Raw genomic sequence first — 16,755 nt, 5'->3', positions numbered from 1 at the left:
TTCAGTACCGCCACGACGTCCTCGACGGCTGCCTCACCGGCACCGGTCTCCGACGCCAGCCACCATGACGACATCACGCATTCAAGGTCAATAGGCAACGGTAGACCCTCCCTGGATGGTTCTGCCGTGGATATCTGCCTCCGCCTGCACCCCACGAGCGCGTAGGGTCCATCGACATGGCCGCTGACAGCATGGTCCAACTCGTCTCCTATCTCGCCGCGCAGCAGCCGGACGAGATCAAGGGCACGCCGGAGAGCGAGTGGGTCGACTTCAAGAGCATCTCGCCGAATGGGCCGTACGACCTGAGCACCGATAAGGGCAAGTTCGAGCTGGCGAAGGACGTCGCCGCCTTCGCGAACGCCGGCGGTGGCCTGCTCGTGTGCGGGTTCAAGGCGAAGAAGCGCCCGAACGAGCTCTACGAGGTGGCGGAGAAAGCGACGCCCTTCGACAAGAAGCTGGTGAACACCGACTCCTACAAGGACGTCCTCACCGAGTACGTGCGCCCGCTGATCAAGGTCAAATTCTTCTGGTACGACCACCCCGAGGGCGACCCGGAGGCAACCGGGCACTACTTCGTGATCGAGGTACCGCCGCTGCCCGAGGCCGACCGGTGGGCGATGGTCACCCGGGGCATCACCGACAACGGCCAGTTCATCAAGAACAGCTGGACCATCCCGATCCGCAACGGCGACACCACGGCCTTCCTCCCGCAGGACGAGGTATACCGCCTCCTGAACGACGGCCTGCGTGCACGGTCCACGGCCGCTGCCACGGCGCCGGCGCCCGCACCTGCCGCAGACCGCGTGAAAGTCCGGGAAGTCCTGCGCGCTGGTCTGAAGCTGGAGGAGGCGCCCGTCCTCTTCTTCCAGAGCGTGCCCGATCACCCGCGCGGGCTTGTCCCCGGCATGTACGCCGACGGCGGCCTGCGCGACGTCCTGAGCAACCAGGACACACTCCGGGGTACCCATGCCTTCAACTGGTCCTCGGATTACACACGTCCGGCACCTCGTGAGGGCGGTCTCCTGCTCGCCGACGCTCCCCGCCGCGGACTACTGGTCGAGTCGGACGGCGCGGTCACCGGGGCCGTGTCAGCGACCGCGGAGATGCTCGGCTGGGCGATGGAGCGGTACAACGACGGCAGCGGCGTGCGCAGGATCAACGTGTTCGTGCTGACCGAGATCGCCCTGGAGTATTTCCGGCTGGTCGACCGGCACGTCCTGCCCCTCGTCGACGGTGCCTGGACGCACCGGATCGTCGCCTTGGACTTCGCCCGACCGCCTGGGCGCGTGCTCGCCTCCGGTGAGGACCCGGCCTTCCCGCTCTGGGGCTCCACCGAGATGGCCACGAGCGATGACTGGAATCACAGCTGGAGGGCCCTGGGAGACCCGGAACGCGACGCCTACGAAGCACTGCGCTACATCTATGCGCTCTTCGGCCTGGATGTCACCGTCAATCCGTTCATCGATGGAGACCGAGTGAGCGCGGCCAAGCTGCAGGCGAAGGGCAAACGGCTACAGGCCGGGCAGTAGCAGGCCAGCCCGGCAACTTGTCTGCCCGGCTTCGCGCGCGGCCCCGCCGTCGCGCGCGAAGGGCACCAGCGGCGCCCGATCCCCTCGCCCGCCGCCCGGGACCTGTCCCACCCACCCACTTTCTCTTTGTCTTCCTGCTGTGGGGCGTGGACTCGGGGGCGTAGAGGGGATGTCGGCCTCCCGACCACGGCCGGACCAGCGTGGTGACCTGCGCGGACACGGGGACGGTCCTGCGGGCCGCGCAACACCTAGCGCAACCCCCCAGCGCAACAGATAGGCGCAACCCTTCCCGCAACCTCGTGCTCCTGGTCGATGGGGACGACCAGTCACGCGGCCCGGACGGCTCCGTGGGCGCGGGCGAGGTGGCGCAGCTCGGACCGTGCCGCCGGCACCGACGGGACGGTCTCCCAGTAGGGGTGCCACCACAGCCGGACGGACAGGAGCATCAGGCGGCGGCGCAGGGCGGCGGTGTCGCGGGGCCGGGGTGCGGCGAGCGCTTGGTAGGTCGCGTTCCAGGCGGCTTGCGTCTAGACCAGGTCGTCGGGGAAGTCGGTCACGTCCATACCGGTATTAGATCGCTTGTTCGAAGCACGTGTCGCTTCGGGCACGCCCGGTCCGGCGCCGCGGTCGCGGGTCGCACCGGGCGAGGTCGGCCTCATGGTCGGGCCTGTGGTCGCCCCCACCACGGTGGTCCCCGGCCGGCTCGCCGTTCGCGGACCTCCATCCATGACGCCGCCTGACGGGTGGTGCGGCGTCGCTCGACAGGGTGGTTGGTCCGGTCTCGCCGTGGGGTGTTGCCTGGCTCGGTGAAGGCGCTGTGGTTGGCTCCCGTCTGGACGAGGCCGGGCCACACTGGCGGTCGTCTGGGAATGAGGGACGGCGGTTGCACAGCCGCAGCGTGAGGAGCCTGGAGGCGGCCGAATCCCGGGAGTTGTGACCCGGGAGAAGTGGCAGCGTGTCCCGAAGTCCCGTAGTGCGTCACGCTCACCCGGTCGTTTCAGCAGACGGCCGAGACAAAGACAAGCAGGTGGTGAGCCCCGGTGCCCGTGTGCGCGCGGCCAGCTAGCCGCCCGCGCGCAGGAGCCGCGAAGAACCGTGGCGGTCTTCGGCTACGTGTGCGAGCCGGGCCCGGCCCTCCGACTCTGTCGGGGCCGGGCCCGTGCCGTATGCCGGCCCCGGTCGGCTGGTCTTCGCACAAGTCCCCTCTACGCCGGTGCGGTGCGCGGGAGCTGCGAGGGGCGGCCGATGGTGTAGTGGTCGCCGGGCAGGCGGGTGAAGCCGCGGTGGGCGGTCATGGCGCGCTTGAGCCGGGTCGCGGGGATGCGGTGGCCGCCCGCGGCGAGAGCATCGCGCAGCTGCGCTGGAGTCAAGGCGCGGCCGCATCGGGCGAGGTGCCGCGCGGCCAGCTGCTCGGGGGTGGGGTAGGTCGGCGGGTCGACCACGATCAGCGCGTCGCGGACACGGACGTGGTCCAGGGCGGCCTCGCCGAAGCGTGCCAGCAGTGGCTGCGCGATCTCATAGGCCTTCGCCGCGCCGGAGCGCCAGCGGCCGCGGTCCAGGTATCCGGCACGGTGGGCCAGCCACGCGGCCGCCGCCACGCCTGCCAATGTCAGCACCGGGTGCCGCTGTGCGGCCGTCACCAGGCCGGCTGCGCCTTCCCAGGCCAGGCGCAGCACGAGTTCGGTGACGACCAGGGCGTCGGCGTAGGAGGCTTCGAGGCCGACCGCGCGCAGCAGTCCCTGGGCGGTCTCGATCCACTGGGCGGGGTTGACTGCCAGGCCGAAGCGGGCGAAGACGCTGTCCTGGGTGACGATCACCGTGGGGGCGAGCAGTTCGGCCAGCGCCATGGTGGGCGCGTCATCAGGGTCGCCGCGGTGGCGTCTGGGCAGCTCGGGGTCGTCGCGCAGCAGATGACGGGTGCGCGGGGCAAGGTGGTCGCGGATCTCCAGGTCGACCGCGCGGGTGGCGGGGAGGATGCCGCCGGCGAGCAGCCGCAGCGCCGCGTCCGGCGGGACCTGGTAATGGGCGGCGACGCGAGGCAGATGCTCGAGCAATTCGCCGGGGACATGCGTGGCAATGAAGGTGTTCGCGCGGCCGGTGCCGGCCAGGGCGGAGATCAGGTCCTGCGGCTTGCCGTGCTTGAGCGTGTAGCAGGCCTCCACCACCAAGGCGCAGCTGTCGGCGACGGTGACCAGCGCCGGAAACGGTGCGGCCAGCGGGTTCAGCGCCGGCTGGCGGCGCGGCAGCTGAGTTGGGAGCGGCCGTGGGGTAGCCGCGGGTGCGGCGAGCAGTGGGTCCACGACCCCCATGGTGATCGCGGGCACTGACACCGGCACCCCCTTTTCCCAACTCTGGCGCGTGGCCTGGCCGGAGGCGATCTTTCGTCGAGTCCTGTCCAGGAGGAGACTGGCGCTGCGTCAGGCGAATAGGGGATTTGGACGAGACGGAGCTGTCCGAAGCGATCAAGGCGGTGCGCGCCGGGCTGACGGCGGCGCAGCAGGACGGGGCGGACGCGGCGATCCGGTTCACGGTCAAGGAGATCGTGCTGGATCTGGGCATTGAGATCCGCAAGACGGCTGCGGCGAGCGGCGGGGTGAAGGCGTTCGTGGTCTCCGGTGAGGCGCGTGGTGAGCGCTCCGCTGCGACGACCCACCGGCTGACCGTGACGTTGGACGTCGCCGACGACGACTCCCCGCAGGGTGTCGGCCGGCGGGTGCGGATCGGTGACCGCGGCGAGGTGGGAGACCTGCCCTGTCCCACCTCGAAGTGAGCGAGGCCAGTTCCTCCGCCCACTCCTCGACGTGCTCCGATACCACCAGGCAAGTCAAGTACTATTTGACTACAGGTTTACATGAACCTCCTGGGCATCGACGCCTTCGCCATACCGGAGAACTGCGACTGCAGGACGAAGCGGGAGGCCCCTGAGCGCATCCTTGGCGGCGGCGAAAAGCGCGTCGGCATCTGGGCCGTAAGTGTAAATGGTCACCGCTCCCCCACCGAACTCGTCACCGTCGAACTCCCCGACCCCTGCCTGGTCAATTGCGGTACGCAACTGCGTCTCCATGCGTCGCACCTCTTGACGTTCCTGCTCGGAGCCGAATCCATCACCGCTCAGTTGATATTTCACGATGACTGCATGCTCAGTCAAACCCAACCTCTTTAGATCGATGTACAAATGCTACGGGTAATCAAACAGCGTTAGCTGATCACCGTCCCTCTGACGGATTCTAGCCCCCGGAGATTCGATCTTGTTAGACAAATCCCAACCATTGTCCTCCAGTCTCGTCTTCAATTCGTCCTCAGCGGCAAACATCTCATCGTCACCACCACACACATGGATTGTCAGAACGCAGTTGGGCGACGATACACGACCCTTTCGCATATGTTCGCCAATGCGCCTCGTGAAGTTATTGGTCTTCCCAACGTACAGCTTGCCGTCATTGGCCTGATCACGGAAGAGATAAATCCCCTGGTTCTTTGTGCAATTGTGCACGAGCACCGGCGTCGAGCCTGCGAGTACATAGTAGGTGTGGAGTTGCTGGACCGTCAGGTTCCACCGATTTGCCGCGCCCGGCATGGTGTGGGTGGTGATCACGTACACGTGGCCGTTGGTGACCGTGCTGAGAGCGTCACCTTGGTGGAGCTTTCCGGCAAGGACCCAACCGTGCCTGGTGTTGTCCCAGAAGGGGTGCTTGGCGGTGGTGTGGACGGTGGCGGTGTGGCCGTCCCCCGTGCGGATCGTGACGTCGAGCAGGTCGTGGTCGTGGTTGATCCACACGTGCTGGACCGTGCGTGGGCCCTGGTGTTTGCCGGTGGTGGGGTTGCCGGCTTCGACCTTGTCGCCGGGTTTGATCTTGGCGATGGCCTCGGTCTTGCCGTGAGCCATCAGCACGCGGGTCGACGGGCTGAAGCTGAGCTTGCAGCCGATGGCCGTGAGCTCGTCGCCTGAGGTGGCCAGGTCGGTTGCGCCGTCTTCGAGGGCGTCGGCGCCCATCATGACGACTTCGTCCTCGCCGCCCGTGCCGACGGTGAGCACCACCATGAAGGCGGCCTTGGTGCAGCCTCCCCAGCTGGGGTTCTCCACGCAGCCGACGACGTCGGCGGCTCCGGAGGCGTGGTAGAGGAACTTGCCGGCGTCGCCGAGGAAGGACACGGTGCCCTTCCACCATGCCGTGCCCTTGCTGTGCGGCGCCTGGGGCGTCTCACTGCTGGTCGAACCGCCGCCACCGTCGCTGCCGCTGCCATAGCTGATGTAGTGCGTGTGGCCGCATGAGCCGTAGTGGCAGTAGCCGGCGCTGGGATCGCCCGGGTCGACGGGCCCGGTGTCGACGTAGCGAGTGGGGTTGCTGGGGCTGGTCCCCGTGCCGCCGATGGGGTAGCCGACGCCGCACAGATCGGCCGGGCACAGCCCCGTCGGATCAGCCTGGTTGACCGGGTTGTCAGCGGCGTAGGCGTAGCCCGCCATCTGCTGGGGGTCGGTCGCCTCGAAGAGGGGGTCGAGGCTGAGGAAGCGGCCTGTGGTGGGGTCGTACTGGCGTGCGCCGAGGATGCTCAGGCCGGTGCTCGCCTCCGTGGGGCCGTTGAGGAAGCCGCGGTTGTCGGTCCAGGTGACGGTGGTGCCGCGGGGTGCGCCGTAGGGGGTGAACTCGCGCCAGGTGGGGGTCTGGGCGGTGGAGTCCAGGGACAGGCCCGCCGTGCCGTGCTGGTCGGGGATCTCGAAGGTGTAGGTGCTGGTGCTGCCGCTGGCGGTGGATCCGGTGCGCACGGCCCGGCCGCCGCCGGGCAGGGTGTAGTAGCGGACGCCGTTGACCGTGCCGCTGCTGGTGTCGAGGGTGAGCTGCTCGCCGGGCAGGTAGAGGATCGTGTTGGACGGGCCCTTCTGCAGCAGGAGGTTGCCGTCGGCGTCGTAGAGGTAGTGGCTGTCCCCGTGGGTCCCACCGGTGATGCCGGTGAGACGGGCGGCGTCGTCCCAGGTGAAGGTCTGGGTGCCGTTGGCGGGGGTGGTACGGGTTTGGGTGTTGCCGGCGCTGTCGTAGGTGGCGCTGGTGCTGGAGGTCGACCCGCCGGTGGTGTCGGTCGAGGTCAGCGTGTGGGGCTGGCTGGCCAGGTTGCCGTTGTAGGTGTAGGTGGTGGTGGTGTCGGTGCCACCGGTGGTGGAGTGCTGCACCTCGCTGGTCCGGTTGCCGAGCGCGTCCAGGCTCCAGGAGGTCCAGTAGGCGGCCTTGGTGTCCAGCGCGTCGCCGACCGTGGAGGAGTCGGTGCTGGAGGGGGTGGCGGCGCAGGAGTCGGTGGCGGTCCAGGCCTGGGTCAGCCGGTCCACCTTGTCGTACTGGAAGCACTGGGTCTCGGTGGACGACGTGGAGCCGAGCCGGGTGGACGTCTGCTTGGTGATGTTGCCGGCCGGGTCGTAGGTGTATGCCTGCTCGTCGACGTTCGTGGGTGTGGCCGTGGAGCGCGTCACCAGCTGGTCGGTGAGCTTGCTGGTGTGGGGGTCGTAGGTGTTGGTGATCCACGCCTCGTTGGAGCCCATGCCGATGGTCTCCTGCTGGACCCGGCCGAAGGCGTCGTAGGCCGTGGTCTGGGCGTAACCGGAGGTGCTGCCCAGTCCGGAGGGCAGGTCGAGGAAGCCGGAGTAGGTGTGGCCGACGGTCTCGGAGGGCAGGCCGCCGGCTGCGGGGTAGATGTCGCGGAACGGCAGTCCGGTCGTGCTGGTGTAGGTGTGCTGGAAGGTGTAGCTGGTGCCGAGCGTGCTGCCCTCGGTGGACGAAGGGATGGTCACGGTCTCGCCGAGTGACTCGCCGAAGACGTTGAAGCCCTTGGCCTGGGTGACGTAGGCGGCACCGCCCGAGTATGCGGTCTCCGTGGTCACGTGGCCTATGGCGTACTTCATGCCGGTGACGGCGTTGTCGGAGTTGTCGTACACCCAGGAGGCCAGCTCGTTCGACGCTGCCTGGCCGGTGACGGGAGCGTCGTACTCGCCCGTCTTTCGGCCCAGAGCGTCGTAGGTGAAGCTGATCGTCTTGTTGCGGGAGTCGGTGGTCTGCAGCAGGTTGCCGGCGTTGTCGTACTTCAGGGTGCTGCTGCCGGCGTCGGGGTCGTGCTTGGCGATGACGTGGCCCAGCAGGTCATAGGTGCTGCTCCAGGTGCTGCCACCGGCGGTGACGCTGTTCTGATTGCCGTGGCTGTCGTAGCCGTAGGTGGTGGCCTGGGTGGTGCCGCCGGTGACGGACCAGGTGCCGGTGAAAGTGTCCGTCGGGGTGTTCAATGTCGGGGTGCTGGTGTATTCGTCGAGTTCGGTGGTGCGGCCGAGGGGGTCGGTGACGGTCGCCTTGGTCACGCCTCCGGACGGCGGGATGACGGTGGTGCGGTCGCCGTTGTAGACGGTGGTGGTCCGGGAGACCTCCACGTTGTCCTTCTCCGACAGGTCGATCACCGTGCGGCCGAGGCCGTCGTAGGTGAAGTAGTCCTGGTTCGGTACCTCGTCCTTGAGGTTCGCGGCGGAGACGACGGTGGTGTTGGGCGTCGTTGCCGAGTCCCACCAGCCGTTGTACGTCGCGGACTTCCAGCCGCGGGTGTCGTAGAAGGTGTCGGTGACCAGACGGCCGCCCTGTGGGGTGCCGGTCTGGGTCTGCCTGACCCGCATCAACGCGTCGTAGAGCGTCGTGGAGGTCTGGTAGCCCGAGGAGTCGTTCAGCTTGTTCGTGGTGACCGCGGTGATGCCGTTGTTGGAGACGGTGTATGCGTAGGTGTAGTTGGCCGGGCTAGTGGTGGCGCGGGAGTCCAGCCATGCGCTGGTCGTGCGGCCCAGGGTGTCGTACTGCACGGTAGTGACGACGCCGTTGGGGTCGGTGGTGGTGAGGGGCAGGCCGCGGGCTGGGTCCAGGGTGGTGGTGATGCTCTGGCTTAGGGGGTTGGTTGTGGTGGTGCCGGTCGTCGAGCCGTAGGCGTCGTCGGTGAAGGCGGTTGCGGTCTTTTTGCCGTTGGCGTCGTACGCGGCGGTTATCCGGCCGCGGGAGTCGTAGACCTGGGTCTTGGTGGTCTGCCAGGTGAAGGAGCTGCCGCTGTAGTCGGAGGCGCGCTGGGTGACCGAGGCGTCGCCCTTGGTGGGGGCACTGGTCTGCGGGAAGGTGGGGGAGGCCGGCTGAGGCCAGGTGGTGGCCATCGTCTGGTCGTCGTAGAAGGTGCGGGTGGCGGAGACGACCTGGTCCGGGCGGTTGACGCTGAGGGGGGTGGTCAGGGTGTTGACCGAGCCTGGAACGCTGCTGGTGCTGCCCTCGGTGAAACCGCCGCAGGCAACCGAGTCGGTTTCCGTGCTCGCGACTAGGCCGACGAGGTTCTCGCTGGTGTTGGGGGCTGCGTAGGTGGTGGTGGTGCAGCGCTCGTACGCCCCGGACTCGGGGACCGTGTGGCTGTACTGGACGGTGGGTAGACCGAAGTCCGCGTCCGTGGTCGTGGCGTCGTAGGCGGTGTCGGTTTCGTTGATGCGCCAGGTGGTGGTGCCGTTGTCGGTCAAGGCCTGCCGGCTCCAGGTCTCGACCGGCTGCACCGCGTTGGCGGTCAGGTCAGGCAGGCCGGAGCGGGTGCGGGTGGCGGTGGCGGGAGAGACCCAGTAGGAGGTGATGGTGGAGTGATCGACCGGGCCGCCGTTGCCGAGGTAGGAGGTGGCCTCCAGCGGTTGCCCGGCCAGTTGGTTCAGGTCCTCGTGGGTGCCGCCCTGGGAGTCGGTCAGATTCACCTGGGTGGTGTTGTTGTCGTCCGACATGCCCTGGTAATAGGTGGTCTCGTCCAGGGTCTGCTTGTCGTTGACGCCGTCACCGGTGAGGGTCTTGACGTCCTGGTAGCCGCGCCACTGCCCGTAGGTGCGGTACTTCTTCTTCACGACCTCGTTGTCGTCGAAGTGCCAGGCCGGCTTGGCGTACTGGTAGGAGGTGGCCGTCGTGGGCGCACCGCCGGTGGGGTCGGTCTGGGTGACCTTGTTGACGGCGTATTTGTTGAACCAGTCCAGGATCGGTGCGCTGTAGCCCTGAGGGGTCCAGTACACCGGGTAGCAGGAGGACGTGTTCGACGACGGGGTGACGGTTACTGGGGCCGAGCAGGCCGCGGTGCGCGTGTACTGCACTCCGATCACGGATCCGGTCTCGGTAGTGATCGAGGAGACGCGGAAGCGGTCCAGCGGCGGCAGGCCGTCGGTGACGGTGTCCACCCGGTTCTGCAGATCCACCGCGGTGAACGACACGCTGGGCAGCGTGATGGGCGTGGTGCTGCCGCCGCCGGCGGTGTCCTGGCCGGTGTGGGCAATGCCGGACAGCCACAGGGTGGCGTTGCCGTCACCGGAGGTGGGCATGGTCTGGGTCAGCGACCAGGTGTCCACCTTCGCGTACGAGGAGGAGCCGGCCGCGTACTGCTCGGTGGTGACGGAGGTCAGCCGTACGGTGGAGAAGAACGACGGGCTGTGCGCGGTGCAGGTCGTGCCGGAGGCGCAGACCAGGTCGTAGGGCACGTCCGGCCAGTTCGCCTTGGTCGTGGAGTTCAGCGGGTCGCAGGTGCCTGACACGCATCGGTCGCCGGTGGTGAAGAGGACCTTGTCGGGGACGGTGCCGTAGGCGTTTCCGTCGGTGAAGCCGTAGTCGATGTGGTCCAGGTGCGAGTCGCGGACGTAGGAGACGTTGTGGGCGCCGTTGTCCTCGCCGTAGTAGTTCGTGTCCTGCTTGTAGTAGTAGGACATCGCGTCGCCCTGGACGTCGGTGACGTAGTCCAGGTTCCAGCGGTAGGCCATCGTGCACACCGAGGAGGTGAACCCGGACGAGCTGTAGCAGGGGTCGCCGGAGTGTGCCGAGTAGACCGGCTCGGTGTCGACGGAGTTCGTCGTCGCCTTCCCCGAGGCCCAGCCCGGCAGGTGGTTGCGGCCGAAGGAGTAGACCTTGCCGTCGCGCTCGGTCACCGTCCAGTAGTCGGTGTTGTACGTGCCGGTGCCGTTGTTCGAGTTGGTGACGTGCTCGACGACGGCGCCGTTGTCGTTCTGTGGCTTCCACACGTTCTTCGAGGAGTCCCACACAAGGGAGGTCGTCGATCCGTTGAGGGAGAGCGTGAGGATCGGGCCGTCGTAGCACTCGTCCGAGGTCGAGACCGGCGATGCGGTGCCCTCCGGGCTGTCGCTGCAGGAGACGAAGGACTGCTCGATGAATGACTGCGGGGTACTCCAGCCGTCTCCCACCCAGGAGGACTGCGCCTGGGTCGCCGCGGTCTGCCCGTCCACCGAGCCCGAGTCGTAATCGAGGGACAGCTTGGGGGTGAGCGATGACGCCGACGAAGGAACGGACATCGGGTAGGAGTAGGTGAACGAACCCGACGTGCCGCCACCGGACCACGAGCCCGAGGGCTTCAGTGTGGTTGCCGCGTAGGAACCCGACGGGCCCCCGCCATCCCCGCCGCCCGATCCGGACACCGCGGCCATCACGATCATCGATGAGCCGGTGGACGCGGTGCCCAGGGGCAGTGAGGCGGAGACCGACTTGGTCCGCGTGTCGTTCTTCGAGCGCAGGGGCGTCTGAGCACGGCAGGCCGCGCGCTGCGGTGACGTCAACGCGCAGGCGGGGAGCGTCACCAGGTGCAGCCGAGAGCCGAAGTCGCCGCCGTAGGCCTGGGCGAAGCCCGAGTAGTCCACGCTGAGCAGGGCCTTGCCCCGGCGCTTTCCGGAGGGGGCGAGGGTGAACAGGACGCCGTCAACGCCGGCCCTCTCGGCCTGTGCGCGGGGCTTGACCGCCACGTCGACCCTGGAAGGCCCGGCATAACGGCCGCGCTTGGGCGCGACCTGCTCGATCGACAACGGTACGTGGCTCGAAGCGTGCCCTGCGGCGAGCGCCTTGTGCGCCGCGGCGACGGGGAGGGTCGCGGTCTGCGGCGCCGGCAGGGTCGTCGCGGTGGGACGGTAGCGCCGGGTGGCCTGGTCATGCGGCTTGGCGAAGTGCGTCGCCACCGGCTTGACGCCCTTCACCGCCGGTGCGGCGTGCACATGCGGTGCCGAGGCATGCCGATGCGCGGAAGCGTGCACCGCGTCCGCGTCGGCCGAGGCGGCGGAGGCGAAGAGGGATCCCACGGCGAGGAAGACGACCCAACTGGATCTGCGCACGCGGCTGCGGCGCCGCTTCCCACCCCACACGGACATCGGTTGACCCCTCGTCAGAACAGCGTTGCACGTCGCACACAACCGGTGCAGAGGTGAACCCTTTCTGCACACGTGAGGTCAGAGATTTCCATGGCACGGCCACGAACATGAAGAAAGAGCCGTCCACAAGATCGCAAAGAGGTGACCCGATCAAGAAAAGACTCGGCCAATTGTCCCGTGGCTGACTACACACCCCGAGGTGGGCCGGTACGGGTCATCTACCTTGACGCTGGCCCGGGAGGCGCCCGGCCACAGCAGAAGGGTCCGACGTGTCCTCACCTCCTCCTCACAGACCAGGCATATGGCGCTCCATCACCTCCTCGGCCCTGGTCATCACACTGGCTGCGGGTGTCAGTGCCCTCACGACGCTTCCGGCGTCCGCTGCGGCGCACCCCGCCGCTTCGACGGCAGCTCATAAAAGGGCTTCGAGCTTCGGCCTGACAGCCGAGGAGGCGTCGGCCAGGGCGCGGAAGACGCACAAGGACGCCACCGCGACCGCCGCGACCACCGACACGAGTACCCTGACCGCGCACCCCAACGGCACCTTCACCCTCACGCAGTCACTCGCTCCGGTCCGCAAGCGGTACGGGCACACCTGGAAGACCCTCGATGCGACGCTGCACAAGAGGGCCGACGGCAGCATCGCCACCGCCGTCACCAGCAGTGACCTGACCCTGTCGGGCGGCGGCTCCGGGCCGCTGGCCGTCATGAACAGCCGCGGCCGCAGCCTCGCCGTCACCTTGCCCATGCGCCTGCCGGCACCCACCCTCTCCGGCGCCACAGCCACCTACCGCAATGTCCTCAGCGGGGTCGACCTGACCGTCACCGCCGACGCACAGGGCGGCTTCTCCGAAGTCCTGGTCGTCAAGAACGCCAAAGCGGCAGCCAACCCCGCACTGCAGCAACTCACCCTGGCCACCCGCACCCACGGGGTGACCGTCTCCGCGGACCACGCCGGCAACATCACCGCCGCCGACCGCGGCAGACACCCGGTCTTCACCGCGTCCGCTCCCCAGATGTGGGACTCCGCCTCCACCCGTATAGCCGCCGCATCAGTGGTCCACGACCCGATCACCGATCGTGACGTCGACCGGGCCAGCGGCCAGCCGGTCACCTCATCCGCCCAAGGCCCGGGCAAGGGCGCGCATCACGCCCGCATCGCCGCCAAAGTCATGGGCAGGGACATCGCTCTGACGCCGCCAGGGTCACTGCTGACCGGCCACGGGACGGTGTACCCGGTCTACATCGACCCCGACTTCAACGCCCCGTCCGCCTCCAGCCCTCGGCAGGCCTGGACACAGACCAACTCCTACTACCACGACTCCAGTTACTGGAAGTCCAGCGACCTGCTGCGCGTGGGCGACCAGTACTGGGACTCGCCCACCTTCACCGCACGCTCCTTCGTGCAGATCGGTGTGCCCTCCCGGATCTACGGCTCCACCGTGCTGTCCTCGCAGCTCAACTTCACCGAGGAGTGGTCCCCCTCCTGCACCGGCACACCGGTGCAGCTGTGGAAGACCGGCACCATCTCCTCTAGCACGACCTGGGACAACCCGCCCACCATGATCAGCGAGGTCGACTCGCAGACCGTCGCGTACGGCTGGGACTCCTCTTGCCCCGCCGCCGGCGTCGGCTTCGACATCGGCAGCGCCATGCAGGGCGCAGCAGACGCCAAGACCAGCAATCTCACCTTCGGGCTGCGGGCCGGGGACGAGACGGACAAGTACGGGTGGAAGGAGTTCGCCAACACCATCAGCGTGTCCACCACCTACGACCACAAGCCGGACACCCCCACCCACCTGACCACGTCGCCGTCCACATCCTGCCAGGACGACACCATCGTCGGTGACGGCAATGTGACCCTGTACGCGGGCATGTCCGACCCCGACGGCGGCACGCTCGGCGCGCACTTCCAGCTCTTTCCACACGGCAGCAGCAGCGCCGTCGCCCAGTCCGACTCCAACTCCCTGACGGGACAGTCCGGATCGGTCGCCGTCTATGTGATCCCGAAGGCCACCCTGGAGCAGGCAGCGGGAGGCAAGGTCACCGAGTTCGACTGGAACGTCGCGATCAGCGACTTCAAGTACTGGGGCAACTCCTCGACCACCTGCCACTTCTCCTTCGACCCCACGCGGCCCGGCACCCCGACCATCGCCCAGCCCGGAAACACCACCATCGGGCAGCCGTTCACCGTCACCATCGCGCCTCCGGCCACCGGCACCACGCCATCGAGCTACGAGTACCAGCTCAACGGCGGCGACCCGGTGAACGTCACCGCCGACTCCTCAGGCAACGCCACGATCTCCGTCATCCCCACCCGGCACACCAACGTCCTCTCGGTCTCCAGCCTGTCCGCCGGGGCGAACTACGGTGACGCCGCATCCGTCACCTTCAACTCCGCCAACCCCGCGACCCCGCAGGCCGACGGGGACCTGACGGGCGACGGCGTCCCCGACCTGCTGACCGTCGGTGGGCAAAACAACAGCCTGCCGTCCGGGCTGTGGCTGGCCGGGGGCAAGACCGACCCGGGCAAAACCATCGGTGACGGACATGTCCTGCCGTCCCCGCGCGATATCGGTGTCAACGGCAACGGACTGAATGCCAACGGCTCCCCCGCCGACTTCAACGGCGCCATCGCCTTCACGGGGCGCTTCACAGACAGCGGATTCCAGGACGTGTTCGCCTACTACCCCACGGGCAGCAATGCCGGCGGCGCAGTGATCATCAGCGGCAACGGCGACGGGTCACCACTGGCCAGCCGATACAACGAAAACGTCAAGAACGTCACCTCGGACTATCTTCTGGACCTGTTCGGCGACAGCCCCGTACAACTCGCCGACGGCGGAACGGTCTCGGGCGGCAGCAGCCCGTACCCCGACCTGATCGGCATCTCCGGTGACACGTCGAACGGCTACGCCCTGAACATCTACCAGGCGTCCGGCACGATCGGCTACTGGACACCCATGCAGGTCACCGTCAACACACCGGACGGCACGTCCGACTGGCAGAACTGGACGCTGGCCACCATGCAGCTGCCCTCCAGCGGCGGTGGCAGCAGCACGGCGATGTTCCTGTGGAACAAGTCCACCGGTCAGCTCAATCTGTGGGAGAACCTGGCCGTCGGCACCAGCAACGGCAACAACACGCTGACCTTCACCGACTACCCGGTCGCCACCGGCTTCCACACCGGTGAGAACCTCACTTTGCAGGCCGCCGACATCAACGGCGACGGCACTCCCGACCTGTGGACCACCGGGTCCGGCGCCGCCGCCACCGCAAACCTGTTCACCAACCTGTCCACCACCGCATCGGCCACCCTCACCCACAATCTCGACACCCTCACCGCCGCCCAACACGCCTGGCCGCTCAACGACGCCCAGACCGGCGCCCTCACCACCGCCCAGGACAGGGTCGGCAGCCTGAAGGCAACCGGGAGCGGCGGCGCCACCTGGGCCACCGGAGACCTGTTCTCCCCCGCCGCCCACCTCGATGGCACCGGCTCGCTGACCAGCGGGTCCGCCGTCACGACGAATAGCAGTTTCACGGTCTCCGCCTGGGTCAAGCCGGAAAGGCTCGGCGGCACCGTTCTCAGCCAGAAGGGCACCAGCACTTCCGGCTTCTCCCTCTACACCGACGCGACGTCGAAGACCTGGCGGTTCCAGATGCCGCAGAGCGACTCGACCTCCGCGAGCATGGACACGGCAACGGCCAGCGGACTGACCGCGCAGATCGGCGCCTGGACCCAGCTCACCGCCGCCTACGACGCAACGGCCGGCACCATGACCCTCTACGTCAACGGCAAACAGGCCGCCACCGCCACCCACACCAGCAAGTGGAACGCCACCGGCGCCTTCACCATCGGCAACGGCAGCACCGCCTTCACCGGCAGCATCGCCGACGTGGCCACCTACCAGCAGGCCCTCGCCGCCCCGCAGATCGCCGCACTGGCCGGCGTCCCCTACGTCCCCGCCGGCACCGTGATCGCCCAGGCGACCGGGGACTTCAACGGCGACGGCAAGGCCGATGTCGCCCACCTCATCGACGCCGGCGGCGGGCACGACGCCATCACCGTCGCCCTCGCCGACTCAAACGGCGACAGCGGCTTCCAGCCCGTCCGTCTCATCTGGGACGACCCGAACTTCGGGCCCAACACCAAGTACATGGCTGCGGGCGACTTCAACGGTGACGGCAGAGCGGATCTGGCCCTGTACTACAACTACAGCGACAACAACAGCCAGCACGACGCGGTCTTCACCCTCACCGCGACGGGAAGCGGCGGATTCGCAGCGCCGGCCAAGCAGTGGGACGACAGCGCGTTCGGTTCCAACACGAAGTTCATGGCGGCCGGTGACTTCAACGGCGACCACAAGAGCGACCTGGCCCTGTACTACAACTACAGCGACAACAACAGCCAGCACGACGCGGTCTTCACCCTCACCGCCGCGTCCTCCGGCAGTGGCGCTCTGGCCGCACCGGTCAAGCAATGGGACGACCCCAGCTTCGGTTCCAACACCAAGATGATCACAGCCGGTGACTTCAACGGCGACCACAAGGACGACCTCGCCCTGTACTACAACTACACCGACAACAACAACCAGCACGACGCGATCTTCACCATGACCGCCGGCACCGGCGGCGCCCTGGCCGCACCGGCCAGTATCTGGAACGACACCAGCTTCGGCCCGAACACCAAATACATGACCGCCGGAGACTTCAACGGCGACGGCAAGGCCGACATCGCGCTGTTCTACAACTACACGGCCAACAACAACTGGGACGTCGCCATCTTCACCATGAACGGCAGCAGCCCCGTCTCCTCCCCCAGCGCTGTGTGGTCGCAGACGAACTGGGGGCCCAGCACCCAGTACATGACCGCCGGCGACTTCAACGGCGACGGCAGGACCGACCTCGCCCTCTACTACAACTACGCCGCCCAGACTCCGGCCGTGTTCACCCTCACCGCCGACAGCAACGGCGACGGCGGCTTCGCCGCACCCGTCCGCCGCTACACCGACCAGTAACCACACGCCAACCACCATCGGGCCGGGCCCCTCGGGGCCC

At 67.8% G+C, this 16,755-nt stretch carries 6 protein-coding genes and 1 pseudogene; 3 read left to right on the top strand and 4 right to left on the bottom strand.

Annotation, left to right across the window (positions count from 1 at the left end):
* Positions 1 to 176: 176 nt before the first annotated feature.
* Entirely contained in the window at positions 177 to 1,529 is a 1,353-nt protein-coding gene (locus tag AB0950_RS38465; RefSeq protein WP_366780583.1) for an RNA-binding domain-containing protein, read from the top strand.
* 326 nt (positions 1,530 to 1,855) lie between these two features.
* On the opposite strand, the pseudogene AB0950_RS38460 reads toward AB0950_RS38465, so the two are convergent.
* Positions 1,856 to 2,092 (bottom strand): annotated as a pseudogene (locus AB0950_RS38460) (hypothetical protein).
* A gap of 642 nt (positions 2,093 to 2,734) precedes the next feature.
* Positions 2,735 to 3,829, bottom strand: a complete 1,095-nt coding sequence (locus tag AB0950_RS38455) for a hypothetical protein (protein ID WP_366780582.1) — start codon at positions 3,827 to 3,829, stop codon at positions 2,735 to 2,737.
* 134 nt (positions 3,830 to 3,963) lie between these two features.
* Here AB0950_RS38455 and AB0950_RS38450 point away from each other — a divergent pair, with 134 nt between their 5' ends.
* A complete protein-coding gene (locus AB0950_RS38450) occupies positions 3,964 to 4,299 on the top strand; it encodes a trypco2 family protein (RefSeq protein ID WP_366780581.1) in 336 nt (111 codons plus the stop codon).
* 69 nt (positions 4,300 to 4,368) lie between these two features.
* On the opposite strand, the gene AB0950_RS38445 is transcribed toward AB0950_RS38450, so the two are convergent.
* Together AB0950_RS38445 and AB0950_RS38440 are read right to left on the bottom strand one after the other, a co-directional pair.
* The gene (locus AB0950_RS38445; protein WP_366780580.1) at positions 4,369 to 4,677 is read right to left on the bottom strand and encodes a hypothetical protein; all 309 of its coding nucleotides are present in this window, start codon (positions 4,675 to 4,677) and stop codon (positions 4,369 to 4,371) included.
* Positions 4,678 to 4,707: 30 nt separating this feature from the next.
* The gene (locus AB0950_RS38440) at positions 4,708 to 11,658 is read right to left on the bottom strand and encodes a polymorphic toxin-type HINT domain-containing protein (protein WP_366780579.1); all 6,951 of its coding nucleotides are present in this window, start codon (positions 11,656 to 11,658) and stop codon (positions 4,708 to 4,710) included.
* Positions 11,659 to 11,963: 305 nt separating this feature from the next.
* Between AB0950_RS38440 and AB0950_RS38435 the strand changes: the two genes are divergently transcribed.
* Positions 11,964 to 16,715, top strand: a complete 4,752-nt coding sequence (locus AB0950_RS38435; protein ID WP_366780578.1) for a LamG-like jellyroll fold domain-containing protein — start codon at positions 11,964 to 11,966, stop codon at positions 16,713 to 16,715.
* The last annotated feature ends 40 nt before the right edge of the window (positions 16,716 to 16,755 follow it).

The organism is Streptomyces sp. NPDC007189 (assembly GCF_040703635.1).
Lineage (GTDB): Bacteria > Actinomycetota > Actinomycetes > Streptomycetales > Streptomycetaceae > Streptomyces.
This window is presented reverse-complemented; position numbering and strand designations above follow the sequence as displayed.

Excerpts from the sequence above, each read along its gene's own strand:
- AB0950_RS38465 (WP_366780583.1), top strand. The coding sequence starts at position 177 with ATGGCCGCTGACAGCATGGTCCAACTCGTCTCCTATCTCGCCGCGCAG.